We start from the raw sequence: 22,459 nt of genomic DNA, 5'->3' as shown, positions 1-22,459 counted from the left end.
TGGGAATGAATCCCGTGACGCTCTGCGTCACAGTGGACGCGGAGCGTCCATGGCTGCATTCCCACGCAGAGCGTGGGAACGATCATGGCCGCTAATGTCCGTGACTGCGGCCGACATGGGAATGCTTAACCTCCGTCGCCACCACTCCGCCGCTCACTTCAAGCCGCTGCAAAATCCCGCACTGATCAATTTCCGGCCCTTCGCCACAGCGTTGGCGCAGGTCGAGCAGTTGTGTCTGCAAAGCCAGCAAGCCGTCTATCCGCGCCTTCACGTGATGAATGTGCTCGTCGATCAACGCGTTCACGTTTTCACACTGATCCTGCGGACTGTCGCGCAGGGCCAGCAAGCTGCGGATCTCCTCCAGGGTCATGTCGAGGGTGCGGCAGTTGCGGATGAAGGTCAGGCGCTCGGCGTGGGCCTGGGTGTAGACGCGGTAGTTGCCGTCACTGCGGGCCGGTTCCGGCAGCAGGTTTTCGCGCTCGTAGTAGCGGATAGTTTCCACGGCGCAGCCGGTGAGTCTGGCCAATTCTCCGATCTTCATGACGGCAATCTCCAAAAGGGTGCTTGACCCTATAGTGGCTACAGGGTCTTTACTTGGCAACAGGCACTTTTCTGGACGCGACCCCATGAGCGATTCCCTTCACACGCACAAACCCGAGGCTGATCACGATCACGATCACGATCACGATCACGATCACGATCACGATCACAGCCACACGCTGCAAACTGTGCCCCAGCATGACAATGTAAGCCGCGAGCATGGCGGACACGGGGATTCCTGCTGTTCTTCGAAAGTGGCGGCGCCATCGCTGATCAAGTTGAATGCCAAGCCGACCGCCGGCACGCGGCTGAGCAGTTTCCGCATCGATGCGATGGACTGCCCGACCGAGCAGACGCTGATCCAGAACAAACTCGGCAAACTCGTGGGCGTGCAGCAACTGGAATTCAACCTGATCAACCGCGTGTTGGGCGTCACCCATGACCTGCCGAGCACCGCGCCGATCATCGACGCGATCAAATCCCTGGGCATGCAAGCCGAGTCGATGGAGCAGGGCACAGAAGCGCCCGCGCCAATCCCCGAGAAAAAGCACTGGTGGCCCTTGGCACTGGCCGGTGTTGGCGCACTGGCCGCCGAAGTTATCCACTTCACTGACGCCGCACCGACTTGGGTGGTGGCGATCATTGCGCTGATTTCGATCCTCAGCGGTGGCCTGACCACCTACAAGAAAGGCTGGATCGCGCTCAAGAACCTCAACTTGAACATCAATGCGCTGATGAGCATCGCGGTGACCGGCGCGATCCTGATCGGTCAGTGGCCAGAAGCGGCGATGGTGATGTTCCTGTTCACCGTGGCCGAGTTGATCGAAGCCAAGTCCCTGGACCGTGCGCGCAACGCCATCGGCGGGTTGATGCAGATGACCCCGGAGCAGGCCACGGTGCAGCAGGCCGACGGAAGTTGGATCGAGCGGGACGTCAAAACCATCGAGCTGGGCGCGCGAGTGCGGGTGCGTCCCGGTGAGCGGATTGGTCTGGACGGTGAAGTGGTGTCGGGCAGTTCGACCATCGATCAGGCACCGATCACCGGTGAAAGCCTGCCGATTGAGAAAACAGTCGGAGACAAAGTCTTCGCCGGCACCATCAACCAGGCCGGCTCCCTGGAATATGCTGTGACCGCGGCGGCCAATAATTCGACCCTGGCGCGGATCATCCACGCCGTGGAACAAGCCCAGGGCGCGCGGGCACCCACCCAGCGTTTCGTCGATAGTTTCTCGAAAATCTACACACCGGCGGTGTTCATCCTGGCCCTCGCCGTTGCAGTGATTCCGCCACTGTTCATGGGCGCCGTATGGTTCGACTGGATCTACCGGGCGTTGGTGTTGCTGGTGGTCGCCTGCCCATGTGCACTGGTTATTTCTACGCCAGTCACCATCGTCAGCGGCCTGGCAGCCGCGGCGCGCAAAGGCATTCTGGTCAAGGGCGGCGTGTACCTGGAGGGTGGGTACAAGCTTGATTACCTGGCGCTAGACAAGACCGGCACCCTCACTCACGGCAAACCGGTGCAGACCGATTACTTGTCCCTCGATCCGACCGTCGATGAATCAGCCCCGGCGATTGCGGCGGCGTTGGCTGGTCGCTCGGATCACCCAGTGTCATTGGCCATCGCCAATGCGGCTGTGGATAAACAATTCGCGCCGCTCGTTGTGGATAACTTCGAGGCGCTGGCCGGCCGTGGCGTGCGTGGCGAAATCAACGGTCAGACGTATCACTTGGGTAACCACCGCCTGGTGGAAGAACTGGGCCTGTGCTCTCCAGCGCTGGAGGAGAAGCTGTTTGCCCTGGAGAAACAGGGCAAGTCCGTGGTGCTGCTGCTCGACAAGTCCGGCCCGTTGGCGCTGTTCGCCGTCGCCGATACGGTCAAAGAGTCCAGCCGCGAGGCGATCCAGCAGCTGCACGACCTGGGCATCAAAACCCTGATGCTCACCGGCGATAACGTCCACACCGCTCAGGCGATTGCCGCGCAAGTGGGCATCGACGAGGCCAAGGGCGATCTGTTGCCGACCGACAAGCTGCAAGCCATCGAAGCCCTTTATGCACAGGGCCATCACGTCGGCATGGTCGGCGACGGCATCAACGACGCTCCGGCGCTGGCACGCGCGGAGATTGGTTTCGCCATGGCGGCGGCGGGCACCGATACCGCCATCGAAACCGCCGATGTCGCCCTGATGGACGACGATCTGCGCAAAATCCCGACCTTTATCCGGCTGTCACGGCAGACTTCCCGCATCCTCAAACAGAACATTGCCCTGGCATTGGTCATCAAAGCGATCTTTCTTGGGGTAACCTTCGCCGGGATCGCCACCATGTGGATGGCGGTGTTCGCCGACATGGGCGTGAGCCTGTTGGTGGTGTTTAACGGTTTGCGCCTGTTGCGCAAATAGACGATGAGGGACGGGTGTGCTGAGTGCCGAGCTAAAGGCGTTTTACATGGTGGCCCGCTTGGGCAGCATTACCCTGGCGGCGAAAAAACTCGGCCTGAGTCAACCCACGGTGACGACCCAGATTCGGCATCTGGAGAGTCAGTACTCGGTTGAGTTGTTCTACCGTGGCGGCCGCCGTCTCAGTGTCAGCGATGAAGGCGCGCGGTTGTTGCCGATGGTCAAGGCGCTGTTGCAGCAGGAAGCCGACATCGAGTTTTTCCTGCGCAACAGCGGTCAGGTCCAGGGCACGTTGCGCATTGCGGCCACGGCGCCTTACTACATCCTCGACCTGGTGAAGACCTTTCGCGAGCGCTTGCCGCACGTAGAGGTGTCGGTAGAAATCGGCAACTCTCAGCAAGTGCTGGAGGCGCTCGAGGAGTACCGTGTGGACATCGCGGCGTCGTCGCAGTTGCTCGACGATGCGCGGCTGATCCGCCGCGTGCTCGGCAGTGATCCGCTGGTGCTGGCGGTGCATCGCAATCATCCGTTGGCGGTCCACGACCCTGTACCGCTCAGTGCGTTGGCCGGGCATACCTTGCTGATGCGTGAGTCGGGCTCGACTACTCGGCGTTTGACCGAAGAATTGTTGGCCAGCGCCGGGGTGAGTTTCGGGCCTTTGCTGGAGATTGGCAGCCGTGAGTCGATCCGTGAGGCGGTGCTGCGCAACATCGGCATCAGCATCATTGCCCGGCAGGAAGTGCCGCACGATCCGCAATTGCGCGTGCTGACCATCGAGAATGCGCCGCAGATTCCGGAGTATTTGTACTGCCTCAAGGAACGAAAAGGCGCGCGGTTGCCGGCGGCGTTTCTGGGTTTGGCGCAGGAAATGGCCCCTGCCTAAATGATCGTTCCCACGCTCTGCGTGGGAACGATCGGCGGTGAACCCAAATCCTTGAATACCACTATCAGCCGTTTTTGCCTCACTGCCACATGACGGACGCATTACAAATCTAGGATGGCCTTCATCTGCTTGATGAGGCCTGTCCATGAACCACTCGATCGCAACTGCCCTGACCAACCCCGGCGCCCCGATGAAAGTGCGCGGCGTGCAGAAACGCTTCGGCGCGTTCACCGCGCTGGATAACGTTTCCCTCGACGTGGCGGCCGGTGAACTGGTGTGTTTGCTCGGTCCGTCGGGCTGCGGCAAAACCACCTTATTGCGCTGCATCGCCGGTCTGGAGAAGCAAGACAGCGGCGAGTTGTACCTCGGCAATCGCGACGTTTCCCACTTGGCACCCCAGGCTCGGGACTACGGCATTCTGTTTCAGTCCTACGCGCTGTTCCCCAATCTCACTGTCGAAGCGAACATCGCCTACGGCCTCGCTGGCAGTGGTCGCGAAGAAGTGCGCCAGCGCGTCGGTCAGATGTTGGAACTGGTCGGCCTGATCGGCAGTGAGAAAAAATACCCCGGCCAATTGTCTGGCGGCCAACAGCAGCGTGTCGCGCTGGCTCGGGCATTGGCGCCGGCACCTTCGTTGCTGCTGCTCGACGAACCGATGTCGGCCCTCGACGCCCGGGTCCGCGAGCATCTGTGCACAGAACTGCGCCAACTGCAGCGCAACCTTGGCGTCACCACCCTGATGGTCACCCACAATCAGGACGAAGCCATGCTAATGGCCGACCGCATCGCCGTGATGAACAACGGCAAGGTTGAGCAGTACGCCACGCCGCAGGAAATCTACGACCGTCCGGCAACACCGTTTGTGGCCGAGTTCGTCGGCCAAGGCAATTGGCTGCCGTTCCGCCGCAGCAGCGACAGCCACGCTCAGGTCGGCGGGATGAACATTCGCCTGGCCGCCGATTCGGGCAACGCCGCCTCGGGTCGTTTGTTCTGTCGCCCCGAAGCGATCAACGTCAACCCGCCGGTGCATGAAGAGAACCTGTTCCCGGCCAAGGTTCGCGAGATCACCTTCCTCGGCAACCGCTGCCGCATGAGCTTCGAACTCGATCAACTGCCAGGCCACGCATTGCTGGCGGAACTCGCGCCAGAAGCGATGCCGCGTCTCGGCGCGCAGCAGATCATGGTCGCCTTGCCACCGCGCAGCCTGCAGGTGTTCGCCTGATGAGCGCGAACATCGCGCTGCCGATACCGCACAAGCAGGTTCGGCAGACCTCCCGTGCCGAGATCGGCGACCGGGTGTTCGTGGTCGGCGGCAAAATCCTTTTGCTGGTGTTACTCGGTGTTGCGGTGTTGATGCCGTTGCTGGCGATCTTCTGGCGCGGTTTCAGCTCTGAAGCCGGGCAGGGGGGTGGCCTGGTCGCTGCACGAGAACTGGTCACCAGTGCGAATTTCCATTGGTTGCTGGGCAATAGCCTGAAGGTTTCCCTCAGCGTCGCAGCCATTGTCGTACCGCTGGCCTACCTGTTTGCCTACGCCCTGCAACGCACCTTGATTCCGGGTAAGGGCATCTGGCGTGGGATGTCGCTGTTGCCGCTGATGGCACCGTCGATGCTGCCGGGTATTGCGCTGGTCTATCTGTTCGGCAACCAGGGCATGCTGCGCGGTTTGCTCTCGGACAATATCTACGGCTTCTGGGGCATTGTTCTGGGCGAGGTCATCTACACCTTCCCACACGCTTTGATGATTCTGCTGTCGGCGTTGTCCCTGGCGGATGCGCGACTCTTCGATGCGGCCTCCAGCATGGGCGCCAGTCCGGCGAAAGCTTTCCGTAGCATCACCTGGCCGGCGACGCGTCAGGCGGTGTTCGCGGCGTTCTGTCTGGTGTTCACCCTGACCATCACCGACTTCGGCGTACCCGTGGTGGTCGGTGGCGACTATCAAGTACTGGCGCTGGAAGCCTACAAAGCCGTGGTCGGCCAACAACAGTTCGGTCGCGGCGCGTTGATCGGCATGGTCCTGCTGCTGCCGGCGCTGTTCAGCTTCGGTGTCGATGCCTGGTTGCGTCGGCGGCATGGCGATTCCATGAGCGGTCGGGCGCAGGTGTTTCAACCGGCGCCGTCGAAGATGCGGGATGGCTGCTACCTGGCCATCGTGTTGCTGATCTGCGCGGTGTTGCTGCTGGTGTTCGGCATGGCGGTGTACTCGTCGCTGGTGAAATTCTGGCCGTACAACCTGTCGCTGTCGCTCAACCATTATCAGTTCAACGACACGGCGGGCGGTGGCTGGCTGGCCTACGGCAACAGCGTGAAGATGGCCCTGTGCACGGCGTTGATCGGCAGCGTGCTGATCTTCACCGGCGCCTACCTGATGGAAAAAACCAAGGGTCAGCGCGGGCTGAATCTGACGCTGCGCATGCTCAGTTTCGTACCGATGGCGGTGCCGGGTCTGGTGCTGGGCCTGGGTTACGTCTTCTTCTTCAACCTCACCGGCAACCCGCTGCATGTGCTCTACGGGACCATGACCCTGCTGGTGGTCTGCACCATTGCGCACTATTTGACCACCGCGCAAATGACCGCCACCACCGCGCTGCGTCAGCTCGATGCCGAGTTCGAAGCCGCCGCGCTGTCGCTCAAGGCGCCGCTGTATCGGCACTACCTGCGCGTCACCGTGCCGATTTGCCTGCCGGCACTGCTGGACATCGTGCGCTACCTGTTCGTCTCGGCCATGACCACCGTCTCGGCGGCGATCTTCCTCTACAGCCCCGACACCCTCCTCGCGGCAGTGGCGGTGCTGAACATGGACGACGCCGGCAATGTCGGCGGCGCGGCGGCGATGTCGACCCTGATTCTGTTCACCTCGGCGGGCGTGTCCCTGCTGCTGGCCTGGGCTTCGCGCGGGTTGCTGCGCCGCTCCCAGGCCTGGCGGCAGACCGCGCCTGGCAATTGATTCCCTGCTCATCAACCCAAAAGCCTTCAACTCAAACAGGAAAAGATCATGTTCAAGCCCTTGGCCCTGGCCGCTGCTGTTCTCACCGCTTTCAGCCTGAACGCTTACGCTGCGAAAACCGAGTTGACGGTGTACACCGCCCTCGAAGCCGAACAACTCAAGACCTATAAAGCAGCCTTCGAAAAGGCCAACCCGGACGTCGAGATCAAGTGGGTGCGCGACTCCACGGGCATCATCACCGCCAAGCTGCTGGCCGAAAAAGCTCGACCGCAGGCTGACGCGGTCTGGGGCCTGGCGGCCTCGAGCCTGGCGATCCTCGATGAGCAAGGCATGCTGCAAAGCTATGCGCCGAAAGACCTGGGCAAGATCGGCGGCAACTACCGCGACGCTGCTAACCCACCCGCCTGGGTCGGCATGGACGTCTGGGCCGCGACCATTTGCTTCAACACGGTTGAGGCCGAGAAACAGGGTTTGAGCAAACCCGTGAGCTGGCAGGACCTGACCAAGCCTGAGTACAAAGGCAAGATCGTCATGCCCAACCCGGCCTCGTCCGGCACCGGTTTCCTCGACGTCAGCGCCTGGCTGCAAACCTTCGGCGAGAAGCAGGGCTGGCAGTACATGGACGACCTGCACCAGAACATTGGCCAGTACGTTCACTCCGGTTCCAAGCCGTGCAAGCTGGCGGCGGCGGGTGAATTCCCGATCGGTATTTCCTTTGAATACCCCGCCGTTCAGCTGAAACGCCAAGGCGCGCCGCTGGACATCATCCTGCCGAAAGAAGGCCTGGGCTGGGAGATCGAAGCGACGGCTGTGATCAAGGGCACACCGCATGAAGACGCGGCGAAAAAACTGGCTGACTTCTCCGCCAGCCCGGCGGCAATGGAGCTTTATAAGGAGAACTTCGCCGTGCTCGCTCAGCCAGGTATTGCCAAGCCGCAGACCGAATTGCCGGCGGATTATGAGCAGCGTTTGATCAAGAACGACTTCGCCTGGGCGTCGAAGAATCGCGATGAAATCCTCACCGAATGGCGCAAGCGCTATGACGGCAAGTCCGAGAAAGTGGTTGCCAAGTAAATCTTCGTAGGCTGACAGGGCCTCATCGCGAGCAAGCTCGCTCCCACAGGGGATGTGCGTCGATCACAAATCCAATGTGGGAGCGAGCTTGCTCGCGATAGCGGTCCTGAGTTCAGGACAAAACTTCATGACACAACACAACGACATGCTGATCGTCGGCGCCGGCATTTTAGGTCTGTCCCACGCCTACGCCGCCGCCAAACGCGGTCTCAAGGTCACGGTTTTCGAGCGCAGCGAAACGCCTTTGGGCGCCTCGGTACGCAACTTCGGCCAGGCACTGGTCACCGGCCAACCACCCGGTCCGATGCTCGAACTGGCCAAGGCCAGCCGCGAGATCTGGGGCCAATGGGCGCAGCTCGCCGGTCTGCAACTCAAGCGCAACGGCTCGTACCTGTTTGCCCGCACCGAAGCGGAAGAACACCTGCTGGAAGCCTTCTGCGCCGGTCGCGCTGTGGAACACGGTTACCGCGTCGACCTGCTGCGCGGTGCTGCGTTACGCGACGTCTACGGCGGTCAGTTCAGCCATCATCGCGCGGCATTGCACGGGATGGACGATCAGCAGTTGTATTCGCGCGAAGCGATTCCGGCGCTGATCGACTACCTGCGCCGCGAGCTTGGCGTCGCGTTTCACTTCTCCACTCTGGTGCGCGACATCGAGCCGGGTCGCCTGCACAGCACCGCCGGAACCTTCAGCGCCGAACAGATCATCGTCTGTTCCGGTCACGATTATCAGACGCTGTTGGCCGAGCAGATCGCCGAACTCAACCCGCAAATCTGTCGCCTGCAAATGCTCCGCGCCCGACCGAAAATCAACCTCAACCTGCAACACGCCTTGCTCACCGGTTTGAGCTGCGTGCACTACGGCGCCTTCGCCGATCTGCCGGAAGCGGCGGCGGTGCACGCGCAAATCCTGCGAGAGGAACCGCATCTGCATGAAAACGGCATTCACCTGCTGATCAGCCCGACGCCTCACGGTGAATTGATCATCGGCGACTCCCACCATTACGGCCGCGATCCGTCGCCGTTCAATGCCGAGCAGGTGGACCATTGGATGATTGAGCTCGCGGAACACACCCTGGGTTGCAAGGTGCAAGTGGTGGAGCGCTGGCAGGGTGTCTATGGTTCTCGGGGGCCGGGGCCGTTCTCGTTCCTGCGTCCAATGCCGGGAGTGAGCGTGGCACTGATGCACACGGGCGTCGGCATGAGCGTCGGGCCGGCGATGGCTGAACGTAATGTCGATCAATTGTTGGGGGAAGATTGATGGCGCGTCATGAACAAGTGATTGCCGAGGTGTTCGGTTTGTACGAGCGCTTTGGCAACAGCGATTACATCGGCGAGCCGGTGTCGCAGATCGAACACATGTCCCAGGCGGCCGAACTGGCCATGGCTGAGGGCTTTGATGATGAAGTGGTGCTGGCAGCGTTCTTCCACGACATCGGCCATATCTGCGCTGACAGTGCCGAAAACATGGGTGGCTTCGGCGTGGTCAGCCACGAGCGGCTGGGTGCCGATTACCTGCGTCGGGCAGGTTTCAGCGAACGTATGGCGCGGCTGGTGGAATACCACGTTCAGGCCAAGCGTTATCTGACGCTAAAAGAGCCTGGGTACTACGAGCGATTGAGCGAAGCCAGTCGCCGGACCTTGGAATATCAGGGTGGGTGATGACCGAATCCGAGGCTGAAGCCTTCGAGCAAGATCCGTTGTATACGGTCAGTTTGCGCATGCGCCACTGGGATGAATTGGCCAAGGAGGTGTGGGTGCCGGTGATCGATCTTCAGATATTGAAGGCAAAAGCATCGGCGTTGCTGGCCAAGAGCACGTCCCCTTCAACGGAGACATCTTTTGCGGCGGGTGTTTAGCGAAATGCCCTACTTGTCACGGCGAAGTCGGCCCATGGCTACGGGGCTTTCCAGCCGCTAGTGTTTGAGCTTCTTTAATTGCCAGGGAATGCTCATGCGCTATTTGAAAGTCACCGTTCAGGATCGAGTCGGCAACGGTCGGCCGGATTCTATTTTGCTGCAGTTCTATGAATCTGCTTGTACGCCAGGCGAAGATGTCCTGGTCAACAAAGCCTTCGCATTGGATTTCGATGCCGATGGCAACGTCGATTACAAGATGGGCGACGTCACTAATGACGGCAGGGAAAACAGTGTTGACCAGCGTCTGCTGAAGACCTTCGGCAATGCCTGTCTTAAACTCAATTGGTTCAATCCTGGTGCTGGCACAAAACGTTATCTGAAAATCTTCGTCGAGGATTTTGCCGAAGATGGCAGCCCGGATACCGTGTGTTTGCACTTTCACGAAGGCAATGGGAAACCGACTGACAAGACGCTGGCCTACACTGCGTCTGCCTACGACACGGATAACAACGGCACACTGGACTGGACGATCCACTTTGATGTGGATAACGATGGCGATACTGATGCCGTGGACCGTGAGTTGGTATCGTTGCTGAGCGCCACTTACCTGAAGTTCAAATGGAAGTGAGCGCGAGGACGCGCTACTTGAAAGTGATCGCCCAGGAGCCTATCAGTCAAGGGCAGGCCGGAATCGTGCGTTACCAGTTTTTTGAGAGTGATCATTTGCAGCGCGCGGCAACGGACGCTGAACTTCGATGGCTCAAGAACTTCGGCAAGACGTATTTGAAGTGTGCCTGGTTCAGTGAGGGGCAAGGCGAGGAGCGCCATTTACGGATCTTCTCGGAAAATCCCAACGGTGATGCCACGCCGGAAACGGTGCGGCTGCATTTTCATGAAGGGCTGACGATTGCCTATAAAGCAGCTGCCCGTGACCTTGATAACGATGGGGATTTCGAGTTGATATTAAGTTCGGATGTAGATAATGACGGGCGGTCGGATCGCACGGATCGGCGACGAGTCGCTTCGCTGGTGCGAGAATTTTTGAAGGTTGGTTGGTAGCGATCACTCCACGCGACCAAGTCGCGGCCCTTCGCGAACCTGCTCGCGAAGGGCCCCAACACCGCAGATCTAAAGCTGCTGCGCCAACCCCTCAACCTGCTCCTGCCTTTCCGCCTGATTCAACTTCGGATGAGGATTAAGCGATGACCACTGCGGATGCGCCCGCGCCTTGTTCAGTGGTTCGGGCAGTTTACCTTCGCGCCAGGTTTTGTCCTGGGGCGTGGCCACCTGAATGCTGTCCATCGCCGCATGCCCTCGCGCATTGAGCGCTTGCAGCAGTTGCCGCTGACGCAATGCCAATAGCCGCAGCACGCTGTCATCGACGGTCAGCTCCCGCTGGCCTTTGATCTTGCCCAGCAAACGACTGCCATAACTGCGGGCGGTTTGCAGAGCTCCGCCAGCGATCGCCCCGGCCAGTGCCGCTGCGCCAAGGGTCAGCCCGCCCACCAACAGGTCGACGCCGGCCCCGGCTACCGCGCCGGCAGCGATACCGCCACCGACTCGCACGCCCAGCAGTTTCAGGGTTTGCGGGTTGAACAGGTCGTCACCCCAGCGGCCATCAAGCAGCGGCAGATCACTGGCCGCCGCGTCCTGTGGACGGAAGGCGTAGAGCTTGAGCAGCGCTTCGACGCAGCGTTGCTCCCGTTGTCGAACGGCTTTGCGCAGTTCGTTGATGGCCTGCTGTTCTTGCTCGGCTTCACTGACCACGCTGCGCCGGTAGGCGGCACAGTCGATCAATAATTCTGCAATCAGCCGCGCCGCACTTTGTTGCCGGGCCTGGCGTTGGGCTTGCTGATCGGCGATCAGGCGTTCCAGTTGTGGGCGGGCGTTTTCCAACAGCAGCGCGAGGCTTTCATAGAGCCGACGTTCGCCGTCCTCCGGCGGTGCGACGCTGTCGAAACGCACCAGCGCATGCAAGCCGAGGCGTGCCAACGCTTCGCGCCACTCCGGTTCGCGGTGGTTGGCGCTGCTGACAAAATTCAGTACCGGCAGCAACGGTTTGCCGCAGCTGGCCAACACTTCCAGTTCGTCGCGGTACTTGGCCAGCACCGGTTCCCGGGCGTCGATCACGTAGAGACCGGCGTCGCAGGTCAGCAGTTGCCGCAGCACCTTGGCTTCCTGTTCGAAACGTTGCCGTGCTTCGCTGCCCTCAAGAAACCGCGCCAGACGCGCCGGGCCGTCGAGGCGTTCACCCGGCCGTTCCAGACGCTCGAGGTAGTCGAGCAGAGCGATGGCATCTTCCAGGCCGGGGGTGTCGTAGAGATCGAGCAAAGGCTCGCCGTCCACCGACAACCGCGCGCCTTCGACGTGTCGTGTGGTGCTGGGGCGATGAGACACCTCACCGAAACCGACATCGCGGGTCAGGGTGCGCAGCAACGAAGTTTTGCCAACGTTGGTGTGGCCGACCACGGCGAGCTTCAAGGGCGGTTTCCACGGATTAGTCATGACCGGTCTCCAGCCAGTTCAACGGCGCGCAATCGGCGAACGGCAAGTCCAGCTGCTGCAGCGCCACGTGCCAGTCACCCAGCCTTTCGGCATCCAGCGCTTCGCCCGGCGGTGCTTGCAGTAGCCAGACGCGAGTGGCGCTGGCGCTGCGAGCCAGTTCGGCGATCAGTGCCAGACTGCCGCGGTCCGGCGAACGTCGCGGATCGCAGGCGATGGCCAGACGGGCAGGAGGAAAACGGCTCAGCTGTTCGAGGAGTTTGTGCCGCGATTCGCGAGTGTCGAGAATGCCGGCGTTACTCACGGTTTTCGGCAGTGTCGGCGGCCACGGGCGTTGACCGTCGAGCTCGATGGCCACCAGCAGCGCGCCATCGCTTGGCAGGTCGCTGACACCGTTTTCAATACGATGCAGTTGCTCTGGCGCAGCGTCGCTGATGCCCAGGCGTTCACTGGTCGGCATCAGTCGTTCACGCAGCTGGGCGTAACCGGGCAGGTTCAAATCCAGGTGCAATGCTGCTTGGCCGGTTTTCCAGCGCCACAGGCAAAACAGCGCCAGCAACAGCCGTGGCAAAACGCCGTAGACCACCAACACGCCGACCAGCCAGGTGGCCCAGGCTTGCCGGGCACTTTCAATGTTCAATGCGGCGTCGCCACTGGCGCGGATCATTTCCACGGTCGGTACGTTGAAACCCAGCACGGCCGGCAGGGCGCCGAGGGCTTGGGTCATGACGACGAAGGTGTCTGCGCTGAGGAGGGTGGTTTCCCAGACGAAGCCATAACGCCGGGTCGCCATCAGCATCAACAGGATCACCAGGGCGCTGAGCATCGCCAGCAGCCACAAACCGTTGACCAGTACACCGATCGCCCAGCGATTGAGTTTCTGTCGTTGCAGCAATAGCAGCAGGGCCGGGGCGAGTTGCGCGGCGTTGGCATCGCGAGCGAATTTGTCGCTGAGCCATAACCACAAGCGTCCGAGGGTGGCGCCGTGTTCGCCAGCGAAGACCAGGCCCAATGCCCAGCTCAGCAATAGAATCAGGTTCAGTCCGAGCAAACTGCCCAAGGCCCAGAACACATTGACCGGCGTTTGTCCGTCGCCCAGTGCGGCAAACGCCAGGCCGGCGCCGCTGGCGACGGCGAGAACAGCCAGCACCAACAGTGCCAGCCGCGCACCTTGCAGCCAATGCTTGAGGGCGCTGCTCAGTCCATCGCGCTCGGCCAGCCACAGGGCGCGGCGTTGAATGCGTGTCGGCAGATCGCCGCCCGCGCTGCGGGCCAGTCGGTTGGCTTCCAGATCATCCAGGGGACCGGCGTGTTCTTCACGCAGGCGCACCGTCTCGGTCAGCCAGAGGTTTTGCAGTGGAGTCAGTTCCGTCACGCGCCATCCCGTCGATCAATTGAACGGTGAGCATAACCGCTGTGGCGCTTATCGGGGTACGGGAGGCTCTGGTATCCTCGCCGGCATGACTAAATCACTCCCCCTCAGCCTGATCGCAGCCCTCGGTGAAAACCGTGTGATCGGCGTCGACAACAGCATGCCCTGGCACTTGCCGGGGGACTTCAAATACTTCAAGGCCACCACCCTCGGCAAGCCGATCATCATGGGTCGCAAGACCTGGGATTCCCTCGGTCGCCCGCTGCCGGGCCGGTTGAACATCGTGGTCAGCCGTCAGGCGGATCTGCAACTCGAAGGCGCGGAGGTTTATCCGTCGCTTGAAGCGGCAGTGGTTCGGGCGCAGGAATGGGCGAACGAGCAGGGCGTCGATGAGGTGATGCTGATTGGCGGGGCGCAGTTGTATGCGCAGGGGTTGGCGCAGGCTGATCGGCTGTACTTGACGCGCGTGGCGCTGAGCCCGGAAGGGGATGCGTGGTTTCCGGCGTTTGATTTGGGGCAGTGGAAACTGGTGTCGAACGTGCCAAATCCGGCGGAAGGCGACAAGCCTGCGTACAACTTCGAGGTTTGGGAGCGCACCTGAGATCGTTCCCACGCTCTGCGTGGGAATGCAGCCCGTGACGCTCCGCGTCACTGGACGCGGAGCGTCCCTTGAGGCATTCCCACGCGGGAGCGTGGGAACGATCAGTACGGGTTAAGCGTGAGCCAACTGCGCATGCTCAGCCGCATCCAGCAGTTCTTTATCCGTCTGCTGCATGATCTGGCTGGTGATTGCACCGGCGGTAATCGAACCACTCACGTTCAACGCCGTACGTCCCATGTCGATCAGCGGCTCGACCGAAATCAGCAACGCCACCAGTGACACCGGCAACCCCATCGCCGGCAGCACGATCAACGCGGCAAACGTCGCGCCACCACCGACGCCGGCCACCCCTGCCGAACTCAGCGTCACAATTGCCACCAATGTCGCGATCCACAACGGGTCCAGCGGATTGATGCCCACTGTTGGCGCGACCATCACTGCCAGCATCGCCGGGTACAGACCGGCACAGCCATTCTGGCCAATGGTCGCGCCGAACGACGCGGCGAAACTGGCGATGGACTGTGGAATACCCAAACGGCTGGTCTGCGCTTCAATGCTCAGCGGAATCGTCGCGGCGCTGGAGCGGCTGGTGAAGGCAAATGTCAGCACCGGCCAGATCTTGCGGAAGAAGCGCAGCGGGTTGATCCCTGCGGCCGACACCAGCAGGCCATGGGCCACAAACATCAGGCCCAGCCCGATGTAGGACACCACCACGAAACTGCCGAGTTTGATGATGTCCTGAAGGTTGGAGCCGGCGACCACTTTGGTCATCAGCGCCAATACACCGTACGGGGTCAGCTTCATCACCAGACGCACCAGACGCATCACCCAGGCTTGCAGGGTGTCGATGGCGTTGATCACTTTCTGACCTTTCTCGACGTCATCTTTCAGCAGTTGCAGCGCCGCGACCCCCAGGAACGCAGCAAAAATCACCACGCTGATGATCGAGGTCGGCTTGGCCCGAGCGAGGTCGGCGAACGGGTTTTGCGGAATGAACGACAGCAGCAACTGCGGCACATTCAGGTCAGCGACCTTGCCCGCGTAGTCAGTCTGGATGGTTTGCAGGCGGGCCATTTCCTGAGTGCCGGCGACCAGACCTTCAGCGGTCAGACCAAACAGGTTGGTCAAGCCGATACCGATCAACGCCGCAATGGCCGTGGTGAACAGCAGCGTGCCGATGGTCAGGAAGCTGATCTTTCCCAGGGACGAGGCACTGTGCAGACGGGCCACGGCGCTGAGGATCGAGGCGAATACAAGCGGGATCACGATCATTTGCAGCAACTGCACGTAACCGTTGCCCACCAGATCGAACCAGCCGATCGAGGTTTTCAGTACCGGGTTGCCGGCACCGTAAACGGTGTGCAGAGCAACACCGAACACCACGCCCAGCACCAACGCGAGCAGGACTTTTTTGGCCAGGCTCCACGTGGTGTGGCGGGTTTGCGCCAAGCCAAAGAGCAGGGCGAGGAACACCAGCAGATTGAGGATCAGCGGCAGATTCATTGGAACTCCGATAATGACGTGTGCCGGCTACCTTCCGGGGCAGCCGCGAACCGGTGAGCGTAACAGCTTGATATCTAATGAATTAATACCAAAAACATCTGAATACTGTCGTTTTTGGAATAAGCGAGTGTCGCTGACAGAGATGCAACTGGCGCAATAGGGACGTGAGCGGTCGCAGGCAGACGGGAACCGTCACACTAATTTGTTAGCGTCGATATCTTTGAATCAGGGTCTTTTAATAAGGGAAGCATGCCGATGAAGCTCGCACGGAAATTTTTGGTTGCTGCACTGGGATTGGGTTTGGGCCTGAGCCTCGCCGGCCAGGTATTCGCTACGGATTTGAAACACTGGCCAGCCGATCAGGCCAAGGCGCTGGACGCGATGATCGCCGCCAACGCCAACAAAGGTAACTACGCGGTGTTCGACATGGACAACACCAGTTACCGCTACGACCTCGAAGAGTCGTTGCTGCCGTTCATGGAAAACAAAGGCCTGATCACCCGCGAGAAGCTCGACCCTTCCTTGAAACTGATGCCGTTCAAAGACACCGCCGACCATAAGGAAAGCCTGTTCAGCTACTACTATCGCCTTTGCGAACTCGACGACATGGTCTGCTATCCATGGGTCGCCCAAGTGTTCTCCGGCTTCACCCTCCAGGAACTCAAAGGCTACGTCGATGAGTTGATGGCTTCCGGTAAACCGGTGCCAGCGACGTATTACGAAGGCGACGTGGTGAAGAACCTCGACGTCAACCCGCCGAAAATCTTCACCGGCCAGAAAGAGCTCTACAACAAACTGATGGAGAACGGCATCGAGGTCTACGTGATGACCGCCGCCTCCGAAGAGCTGGTGCGCATGGTCGCTTCCGATCCGAAGTACGGCTACAACGTCAAACCGCAAAACGTCATTGGCGTAAGCTTGCTGCTCAAGGATCCCAAGTCCGGTGAGTTGACCACCGCGCGCAAGCAAATCACTGCTGGCAAGTATGACGAGAAGGCTAACCTCGGCCTCGAACTGACGCCGTACCTGTGGACGCCGGCGACCTGGATGGCCGGCAAGCACGCGGCGATCCTGACCTACATCGATGAGTGGAAAAAACCGGTTCTGGTCGGCGGCGATACACCGACCAGCGATGGTTTCATGCTGTTCCACGGCGTCGACGTGGCAAAGGGGGGCATCCACTTGTGGGTCAACCGCAAAGACAAATACATGACCCAGATTAACGGCATGATGGCCAAAAACGCTGCGGCTCAGGCCAAGGAAGGGTTGCCGGTGACGGCGGACAAGAACTGGGTGATCGTCAAGCCTGAAGAGATTCAGTAACGCGAAAATGATCGTTCCCACGCGGGAGCGTGGGAACGATCAGCCCCGCACTTGGCGGGGCATTTTTGTTTCTGCAATTGACGCTTACAGCCCGTCGAGCATTGCCTTGTTACGCACAGCACCCTTGTCGGCGCTGGTCGCCAGCAGGGCGTAGGCTTTCAGTGCGGTGGTCACTTTGCGTGGACGTTTTTCCACAGGCTTCCAACCTTTCTGATCTTGCTCGGCACGGCGCCCAGCCATTTCTTCGTCGCTGATCAACAGGTTGATCGAGCGGTTCGGAATGTCGATCAGCACTTTGTCGCCCTCCTGCACCAGACCAATTGCGCCGCCCGCCGCCGCTTCTGGCGAAGCGTGGCCGATGGACAGGCCCGAAGTGCCGCCGGAGAAACGGCCGTCGGTGAGCAGGGCGCAATCTTTGCCCAGGCCTTTGGATTTCAGGTACGACGTCGGGTACAGCATTTCCTGCATGCCCGGGCCGCCTTTCGGGCCTTCGTAACGGATGATCACGATGTCGCCGGCCTTCACTTCGTCAGCGAGGATGCCGCGTACGGCGCTGTCCTGGCTTTCGAAGATTTTCGCGTTGCCTTCGAAGACGTGGATCGACTCGTCGACGCCGGCGGTTTTCACCACGCAGCCGTCCAGCGCGATGTTGCCGTACAGAACGGCCAGGCCGCCTTCTTTCGAATAGGCGTGTTCGACACTGCGGATGCAGCCGTTTTCACGGTCGTCGTCCAGGGTTTCCCAGCGGGTCGACTGACTGAACGCGGTTTGCGTCGGGATGCCCCCAGGGCCGGCCTTGAAGAAGTGATGCACCGCTTCGTCGCTGGTCTGGGTGATGTCCCACTTTGCGATGCCTTCGGCCAGGGTTTTGCTGTGCACGGTCGGCAGGTCAGTGTGCAGCAGGCCGCCACGGGCCAGCGAGCCGAGGATGCTGAAGATCCCGCCGGCACGGTGCACGTCTTCCATGTGGTACTTCTGGATGTTCGGCGCAACTTTGCACAGTTGCGGCACGTGACGGGAGAGACGGTCGATGTCGCGCAGATCGAACTCGATCTCGGCTTCCTGGGCCGCGGCCAGCAAGTGCAGGATGGTGTTAGTGGAACCGCCCATGGCGATGTCCAGGGTCATAGCGTTTTCGAACGCCTTGAAGTTGGCGATGTTGCGCGGCAACACCGACTCGTCGTTCTCGCCGTAGTAGCGCTTGCACAGCTCTACGATGGTGCGACCAGCCTGCAGGAACAGCTGCTCGCGGTCGCTGTGGGTGGCCAGGGTCGAACCGTTGCCCGGCAATGCCAGACCGAGGGCTTCGACCAGGCAGTTCATCGAGTTGGCGGTGAACATGCCGGAGCACGAACCGCAGGTCGGGCAGGCGTTGCGCTCGTAGTCAGCGACTTTCTCGTCAGAAGCGCTGGAGTCGGCGGCGATCACCATGGCGTCGACGAGGTCGAGGCCATGGCTTGCCAGTTTGGTCTTGCCGGCTTCCATCGGGCCGCCGGAAACGAAGATCACCGGGATGTTCAGGCGCAGGGCTGCCATGAGCATGCCTGGGGTGATCTTGTCGCAGTTGGAGATGCAGACGATCGCATCGGCGCAATGGGCGTTGACCATGTATTCGACGGAGTCGGCGATGATCTCGCGGCTCGGCAGCGAATAGAGCATGCCGTCGTGACCCATGGCGATGCCGTCATCCACGGCAATGGTGTTGAATTCTTTCGCTACACCGCCGGCGCGTTCGATTTCGCGGGCGACCAGTTGGCCCAGGTCCTTGAGGTGGACGTGGCCCGGTACGAACTGGGTGAAGGAGTTGGCAATGGCGATGATCGGCTTTTTGAAGTCGTCATCTTTCATCCCCGTGGCACGCCACAGTGCGCGGGCGCCGGCCATATTGCGGCCATGGGTGGATGTTTTCGAGCGGTAATCAGGCATGAAGCACTCCGGGCGGCTAATCAGGTATCAAAAGGGAAGTGAGCTTCTATTGACGTCTGGAACACTCAGAAATGGCCGTGTGTCCGGAAGTTGCCGATAACTTTGCGGGATCGCCGCGCGCTTCAGCTTGAGCTCATAAACCCGCCGGGGGATGACTGGCGATGAATGTCGCGATTCTACACGGCTGGCGTCAGGAGGGAATGCCGGGAAGTGTCGATCCAGTGGTGACACAACGTACGGGATGACGACCGGCAGGTATCAGCCCACCTTCAGCGCCAGATTCCGCCGTGTGATCAATACATTCAAGCCAAGACCCGCGGCACTTAAGGTCAGGAAACACAAGGCAAGCGCCGTGGTCAGGTCGTCGTACGCAAGATTGATCACCACGCTGATCACGCCACCGAACATGAAAATCAGCACGCCGCCGACCGAGGTAGACGTTCCGGCGTTCTGTGGATAGAGACTCATGGCTTTGGAGTTGGCGATAGGTCTGGCAATGGTGGTGCCTGCTGTACAAATCAGCATGGGTATCAGTACCACGGCAGCAGAGAGGCCGAACTGATCCGCCAACCACAGCATGATCAACCCTGACAAAGCGATCAGACCCAGACCGATAGCTATCTGCGTGTTGGCTTGCAGGTGCCGATGCAGGGCGCTGGCGAGAATCCCGCCGAGCACATAGGCCAAGCCATACAGCAATAACGTCCAGGCAAATTCGTACGACGAAAGCGCCAGACGCTCCATGAAAATAATCGGTGAAATGACGATGAACGAAAAATGGCAGGCAAAGGCCAACGCTGAAATTAGCCAGTAACCCATGAAGCGTATATCCGAGCATACCCGCCAATAGGCACTGAAAAATCGTCCGTGCGACGCCGTATGACGGTGCGGGTTTTCCTTGAGCAGAAAGCAGGCGTTGAGCCAGACAATGACGGCCAGCGTGATAAACACATAAAAGCTGCCCTGCCAGCCTAGCTGCGATTGCAACCAGGCCCCCAGCAGGGGCGAAATCGATATGAACACCCCGCCGCCCGTCACCATCCAGATTCTGATTCGCTCCTGTTCTTTGCCGACGAACAAATCCTGAACCAGTGCCTGTGACAGCACGAACGATCCGCAACCAACCGCCTGGATCACGCGAAAGAACAGAAACCAGCTGTACTCGCTGGACGCCAGGCAACCCGTCGCACCGACCACTGCGATTGCGATACCTGCCAGCAGCAGCTTCTTGCGCCCCCACAAATCTGACAACGGTCCGACCAGCACCACGGACAACGCCAGACCAATGGCGAACACGCTGACGGACAGGGCAATTTCGGACGGTGAAGTCTGAAAGTAGTCAGAAAGAACGGGAAAGGACGGGAGCACCACATCAAGGGGGAAGACACCGAGCAGTGTCATGGTCATCAACAGAATGACCGTGGCCCGACGGTTTTTGAAACTGACCGCAGATTTTCCTTCATCCATCGACCAGTCCTGCCTTTACGAAGAGCTGCTGGTTGGAAGGCAAGTCGAAGAACCCTGCCTTTTCCATTGCCTGAAACGTCGCGCCTGCACCCGATCGGGAGCGCTGAAGGCAGGCTTGCGAGCCTGTCAGGGCACTGAGGATTTCTGCGACGCAATTCTCGCCGAGTCCCACACTGTTCAGGCTTTCCTTCAGCCATCGCTCATCGACCCCAAAGAACATCGGGATGACGTCTACCAGCAACTTTGCGGCGAAGGTGCGTTGGCTGCTGTTCAGTGTCAGCCACAGATAATGAAACACTTCGGAAAAGTAGCGACTGTGTCGGGCCTCGTCGGTGAGGTGGTCCCTGAGCATTTCCTGGACGCTGGACACCAGCCCGTTGCGGCAAACCTCGAGCAGTTCTCTGGCGATGATTGTCTCGGACACGAAGCCGACGAGAAACCAGGCCAGTGCCTTATGCCTGTCGGGGGTGTGGTCGATGAGGGCGTTCAGTCGTGTAATGCGGTGCGGCATCACTGGGCGTTGGGTCATGCCGTAGAGGTCGGCTATCTGCTCGGCGAGGCTATTGGAAAACAGGGCGTGATAACCCTCATCGGTATAGAGCTGGAGGGCGGCCGTTTTCATTCGTCGGGGGATGGACGCACCGAGCTCATCGTGGACGATGGTTTCCACGGAGCGGTTGACGATCCGATGCTCGAGCCGGGTGGTGTAGTCGAGGAAGTACACCAGATGATTGGCCGATAATCGATGGACGATCGCGCTGCCTGCTGCTTCGATTGCCGGGTGGCTCAGGTAGGGCAGGAAGGCCGGCGGGAACCAGTGTCGTGTTTCCAGTTGCCGTTCCAGGTCTGATGGCAATTGATAGCAGTGCTCGCTGGTTCGTACCGAGGCTCGAGTGTTCCAGTCGCCGAGGGTGAAGCGCTGGGCCCAGGCGTCGGGAAGGGAAAGGTCGTCTGTGCTGGGCTCGGTCATTGGTGTGAGCCTCGGCTGTTCAGCAGCGCTTTCAATTCTTTGCACATTGCTTGTCCGTCACTCTGGCCACAGCCCACAAAAAACAACGGTTGTTCGGCGCTGTCCTCGATCCCCAGCAACATTTCGACCTGATCGTCCGCCAACGCACCGGTCAACCAGGTGCTCAACCCAAGTGCGGTGGCCACCAGTTGAAAGGTCTGGGAAATATGGCCTGCCTCGACGTAAGCCATTCGGTACGCCCGCGAGTGTTCATATTTCCACCACAGTTTGTCGAAGCGGGCGGTGATGAACAGGCCGACTGGAAGGTTGTTGATGAAATGCTGCCCACACAACAACTGCCCCAAGGGCGAGTCAGGCAGCGGATTGAGGAAGCTCAACGCATGTTCGGTGGGGTGGTAGGCGTAGAGACCGGGATTCAGGCCGCTGACGTTCTGAACATGAAGAAAACCTTCGCAGGCATTCAGTCCACCACCGGACGGACTGCTACGCCGGGCGCCATGACCTTCTGCGATGGTTTCGTCGACATCGTTTTCGCGCTCACGCAGCTAGCCAAGGGACAAATACAGGAGCGTGCTCAAATCATCGAGGGAAACCCTTTCACCCGTGAAGGTGCGACAGGTCTTTCGCTCGATCAACGTCTTTACTAGAGCGTTTACCGGGAAGCAGGAAGGTTGGGGCAGGGTAATCCGCTCGCTTGTCGGGCGCTCCGTGAGTCTGCTCTCTGGAGCAGGGGTGGCCAGTACTTCGGCGCAATGGTCCAGATAGTGTCTCGACCATTCATTAATATCTTGGGGGACATATTCACAAGGAATGTTCTTGGTGCCGATGTGAAATATTTTCGACAGTTCATCCCAGCCCCATTCAATAGGGTTTTGTATCAAGGGTGTTAGTATTCCTGCGCTTACAAATTGATTGTCTATTGTATTGTTTTTATCAAATTTTTCGGGATTGTCGATAAGGTGTGCGAGACGGGTTGAATATTCGAGATTCAATTCGAATTGTTTGTGGTTTTTGTAATCCCAGACTATTTGGCCGGGCGAACGAGGCAGTATGAATATATAAGGGTTAATCTGCATGTTTGGCAACTCACTCTGGTC

17 protein-coding genes and 2 pseudogenes are annotated in these 22,459 nt (G+C 59.9%); 11 read left to right on the top strand and 8 right to left on the bottom strand.

Annotated features, from left to right (window positions below):
* Positions 1 to 91 precede the first annotated feature (91 nt).
* Positions 92 to 541: a Cd(II)/Pb(II)-responsive transcriptional regulator gene (gene cadR / locus ACYZTR_RS26805; protein ID WP_461975184.1), complete on the bottom strand. Its 450-nt coding sequence runs from the start codon at positions 539 to 541 to the stop codon at positions 92 to 94.
* A gap of 85 nt (positions 542 to 626) precedes the next feature.
* On the opposite strand from cadR, the gene ACYZTR_RS26800 reads away from it, so the two are divergent.
* From ACYZTR_RS26800 to ACYZTR_RS26760, 9 genes and pseudogenes are all read left to right on the top strand, one after another.
* Positions 627 to 2,939 carry a heavy metal translocating P-type ATPase gene (locus ACYZTR_RS26800; protein WP_461975182.1) on the top strand — a complete coding sequence of 771 codons (2,313 nt, stop codon included), beginning with the start codon at positions 627 to 629 and terminating at the stop codon, positions 2,937 to 2,939.
* Positions 2,940 to 2,955: 16 nt separating this feature from the next.
* Positions 2,956 to 3,819, top strand: coding sequence for a LysR family transcriptional regulator (locus ACYZTR_RS26795; RefSeq protein WP_461966952.1), 864 nt, complete (start codon positions 2,956 to 2,958; stop codon positions 3,817 to 3,819).
* Positions 3,820 to 3,964: 145 nt separating this feature from the next.
* Complete coding sequence (locus tag ACYZTR_RS26790) at positions 3,965 to 5,041, top strand: putative 2-aminoethylphosphonate ABC transporter ATP-binding protein (protein WP_461975180.1); 1,077 nt, start codon at positions 3,965 to 3,967, stop codon at positions 5,039 to 5,041.
* Complete coding sequence (locus ACYZTR_RS26785; protein ID WP_461975178.1) at positions 5,041 to 6,765, top strand: putative 2-aminoethylphosphonate ABC transporter permease subunit; 1,725 nt, start codon at positions 5,041 to 5,043, stop codon at positions 6,763 to 6,765. The genes ACYZTR_RS26790 and ACYZTR_RS26785 overlap by 1 nt, the downstream gene beginning before the upstream one ends.
* Positions 6,766 to 6,813: 48 nt before the next feature.
* Entirely contained in the window at positions 6,814 to 7,839 is a 1,026-nt protein-coding gene (locus ACYZTR_RS26780; RefSeq protein ID WP_461975176.1) for a putative 2-aminoethylphosphonate ABC transporter substrate-binding protein, read from the top strand.
* Between the two features lie 127 nt (positions 7,840 to 7,966).
* Complete coding sequence (locus tag ACYZTR_RS26775) at positions 7,967 to 9,100, top strand: TIGR03364 family FAD-dependent oxidoreductase (protein ID WP_461975174.1); 1,134 nt, start codon at positions 7,967 to 7,969, stop codon at positions 9,098 to 9,100.
* Positions 9,100 to 9,698 (top strand): annotated as a pseudogene (locus ACYZTR_RS26770) (phosphonate degradation HD-domain oxygenase). Before ACYZTR_RS26775 ends, ACYZTR_RS26770 begins: the two are co-directional and overlap by 1 nt.
* Positions 9,699 to 9,792: 94 nt before the next feature.
* Positions 9,793 to 10,326, top strand: a complete 534-nt coding sequence (locus ACYZTR_RS26765; RefSeq protein ID WP_461975172.1) for a hypothetical protein — start codon at positions 9,793 to 9,795, stop codon at positions 10,324 to 10,326.
* Positions 10,327 to 10,349: 23 nt separating this feature from the next.
* Positions 10,350 to 10,757 carry a hypothetical protein gene (locus ACYZTR_RS26760; RefSeq protein WP_461979901.1) on the top strand — a complete coding sequence of 136 codons (408 nt, stop codon included), beginning with the start codon at positions 10,350 to 10,352 and terminating at the stop codon, positions 10,755 to 10,757.
* Positions 10,758 to 10,826: 69 nt separating this feature from the next.
* Here the strand turns inward: ACYZTR_RS26760 and ACYZTR_RS26755 are convergent, their stop codons facing one another.
* Together ACYZTR_RS26755 and ACYZTR_RS26750 are read right to left on the bottom strand one after the other, a co-directional pair.
* Positions 10,827 to 12,203 carry a GTPase/DUF3482 domain-containing protein gene (locus tag ACYZTR_RS26755; protein WP_461975170.1) on the bottom strand — a complete coding sequence of 459 codons (1,377 nt, stop codon included), beginning with the start codon at positions 12,201 to 12,203 and terminating at the stop codon, positions 10,827 to 10,829.
* On the bottom strand, positions 12,196 to 13,575 hold the full coding sequence (locus ACYZTR_RS26750; protein WP_461975168.1) for a DUF2868 domain-containing protein: 1,380 nt from the start codon (positions 13,573 to 13,575) through the stop codon (positions 12,196 to 12,198). The genes ACYZTR_RS26755 and ACYZTR_RS26750 overlap by 8 nt, the downstream gene beginning before the upstream one ends.
* A gap of 85 nt (positions 13,576 to 13,660) precedes the next feature.
* Here ACYZTR_RS26750 and ACYZTR_RS26745 point away from each other — a divergent pair, with 85 nt between their 5' ends.
* The gene (locus tag ACYZTR_RS26745) at positions 13,661 to 14,173 is read left to right on the top strand and encodes a dihydrofolate reductase (protein WP_461975166.1); all 513 of its coding nucleotides are present in this window, start codon (positions 13,661 to 13,663) and stop codon (positions 14,171 to 14,173) included.
* 111 nt (positions 14,174 to 14,284) lie between these two features.
* Here ACYZTR_RS26745 and ACYZTR_RS26740 read toward each other — a convergent pair whose 3' ends face one another.
* Complete coding sequence (locus ACYZTR_RS26740) at positions 14,285 to 15,676, bottom strand: L-cystine transporter (protein WP_461975164.1); 1,392 nt, start codon at positions 15,674 to 15,676, stop codon at positions 14,285 to 14,287.
* A 255-nt stretch (positions 15,677 to 15,931) separates the two neighbouring features.
* On the opposite strand from ACYZTR_RS26740, the gene ACYZTR_RS26735 reads away from it, so the two are divergent.
* Positions 15,932 to 16,999, top strand: coding sequence for an HAD family hydrolase (locus ACYZTR_RS26735; RefSeq protein ID WP_461975162.1), 1,068 nt, complete (start codon positions 15,932 to 15,934; stop codon positions 16,997 to 16,999).
* A gap of 84 nt (positions 17,000 to 17,083) precedes the next feature.
* On the opposite strand, the gene ilvD is transcribed toward ACYZTR_RS26735, so the two are convergent.
* From ilvD to ACYZTR_RS26715, 4 genes and pseudogenes are all read right to left on the bottom strand, one after another.
* On the bottom strand, positions 17,084 to 18,925 hold the full coding sequence (gene ilvD / locus ACYZTR_RS26730; protein WP_461975160.1) for a dihydroxy-acid dehydratase: 1,842 nt from the start codon (positions 18,923 to 18,925) through the stop codon (positions 17,084 to 17,086).
* Between the two features lie 258 nt (positions 18,926 to 19,183).
* Positions 19,184 to 20,392, bottom strand: a complete 1,209-nt coding sequence (locus tag ACYZTR_RS26725) for an MFS transporter (RefSeq protein WP_461975158.1) — start codon at positions 20,390 to 20,392, stop codon at positions 19,184 to 19,186.
* Positions 20,385 to 21,362 (bottom strand): diiron oxygenase, encoded by a 978-nt coding sequence (locus ACYZTR_RS26720; RefSeq protein WP_461975156.1) that lies wholly within the window; start codon positions 21,360 to 21,362, stop codon positions 20,385 to 20,387. Before ACYZTR_RS26720 ends, ACYZTR_RS26725 begins: the two co-directional genes overlap by 8 nt.
* Positions 21,359 to 22,438 (bottom strand): annotated as a pseudogene (locus ACYZTR_RS26715) (SagB family peptide dehydrogenase). The gene ACYZTR_RS26720 and the pseudogene ACYZTR_RS26715 overlap by 4 nt, the downstream one beginning before the upstream one ends.
* Positions 22,439 to 22,459 lie beyond the last annotated feature (21 nt).

The organism is Pseudomonas sp. Hz4 (assembly GCF_054898165.1).
The sequence above is the reverse complement of the archived record's forward strand: the minus strand, read 5'-3'. Positions and strand labels throughout refer to the sequence as shown.

Coding starts and splice junctions, on each gene's coding strand:
- ACYZTR_RS26800 (WP_461975182.1), top strand. CDS start 627: ATGAGCGATTCCCTTCACACGCACAAACCCGAGGCTGATCACGATCAC.
- ACYZTR_RS26725 (WP_461975158.1), bottom strand. CDS start 20,392: ATGGATGAAGGAAAATCTGCGGTCAGTTTCAAAAACCGTCGGGCCACG.
- ACYZTR_RS26765 (WP_461975172.1), top strand. CDS start 9,793: ATGCGCTATTTGAAAGTCACCGTTCAGGATCGAGTCGGCAACGGTCGG.
- ACYZTR_RS26775 (WP_461975174.1), top strand. CDS start 7,967: ATGACACAACACAACGACATGCTGATCGTCGGCGCCGGCATTTTAGGT.
- cadR (WP_461975184.1), bottom strand. CDS start 541: ATGAAGATCGGAGAATTGGCCAGACTCACCGGCTGCGCCGTGGAAACT.
- ACYZTR_RS26785 (WP_461975178.1), top strand. CDS start 5,041: ATGAGCGCGAACATCGCGCTGCCGATACCGCACAAGCAGGTTCGGCAG.
- ACYZTR_RS26720 (WP_461975156.1), bottom strand. CDS start 21,362: ATGACCGAGCCCAGCACAGACGACCTTTCCCTTCCCGACGCCTGGGCC.
- ACYZTR_RS26735 (WP_461975162.1), top strand. CDS start 15,932: ATGAAGCTCGCACGGAAATTTTTGGTTGCTGCACTGGGATTGGGTTTG.
- ilvD (WP_461975160.1), bottom strand. CDS start 18,925: ATGCCTGATTACCGCTCGAAAACATCCACCCATGGCCGCAATATGGCC.
- ACYZTR_RS26755 (WP_461975170.1), bottom strand. CDS start 12,203: ATGACTAATCCGTGGAAACCGCCCTTGAAGCTCGCCGTGGTCGGCCAC.
- ACYZTR_RS26740 (WP_461975164.1), bottom strand. CDS start 15,676: ATGAATCTGCCGCTGATCCTCAATCTGCTGGTGTTCCTCGCCCTGCTC.
- ACYZTR_RS26745 (WP_461975166.1), top strand. CDS start 13,661: ATGACTAAATCACTCCCCCTCAGCCTGATCGCAGCCCTCGGTGAAAAC.
- ACYZTR_RS26780 (WP_461975176.1), top strand. CDS start 6,814: ATGTTCAAGCCCTTGGCCCTGGCCGCTGCTGTTCTCACCGCTTTCAGC.
- ACYZTR_RS26790 (WP_461975180.1), top strand. CDS start 3,965: ATGAACCACTCGATCGCAACTGCCCTGACCAACCCCGGCGCCCCGATG.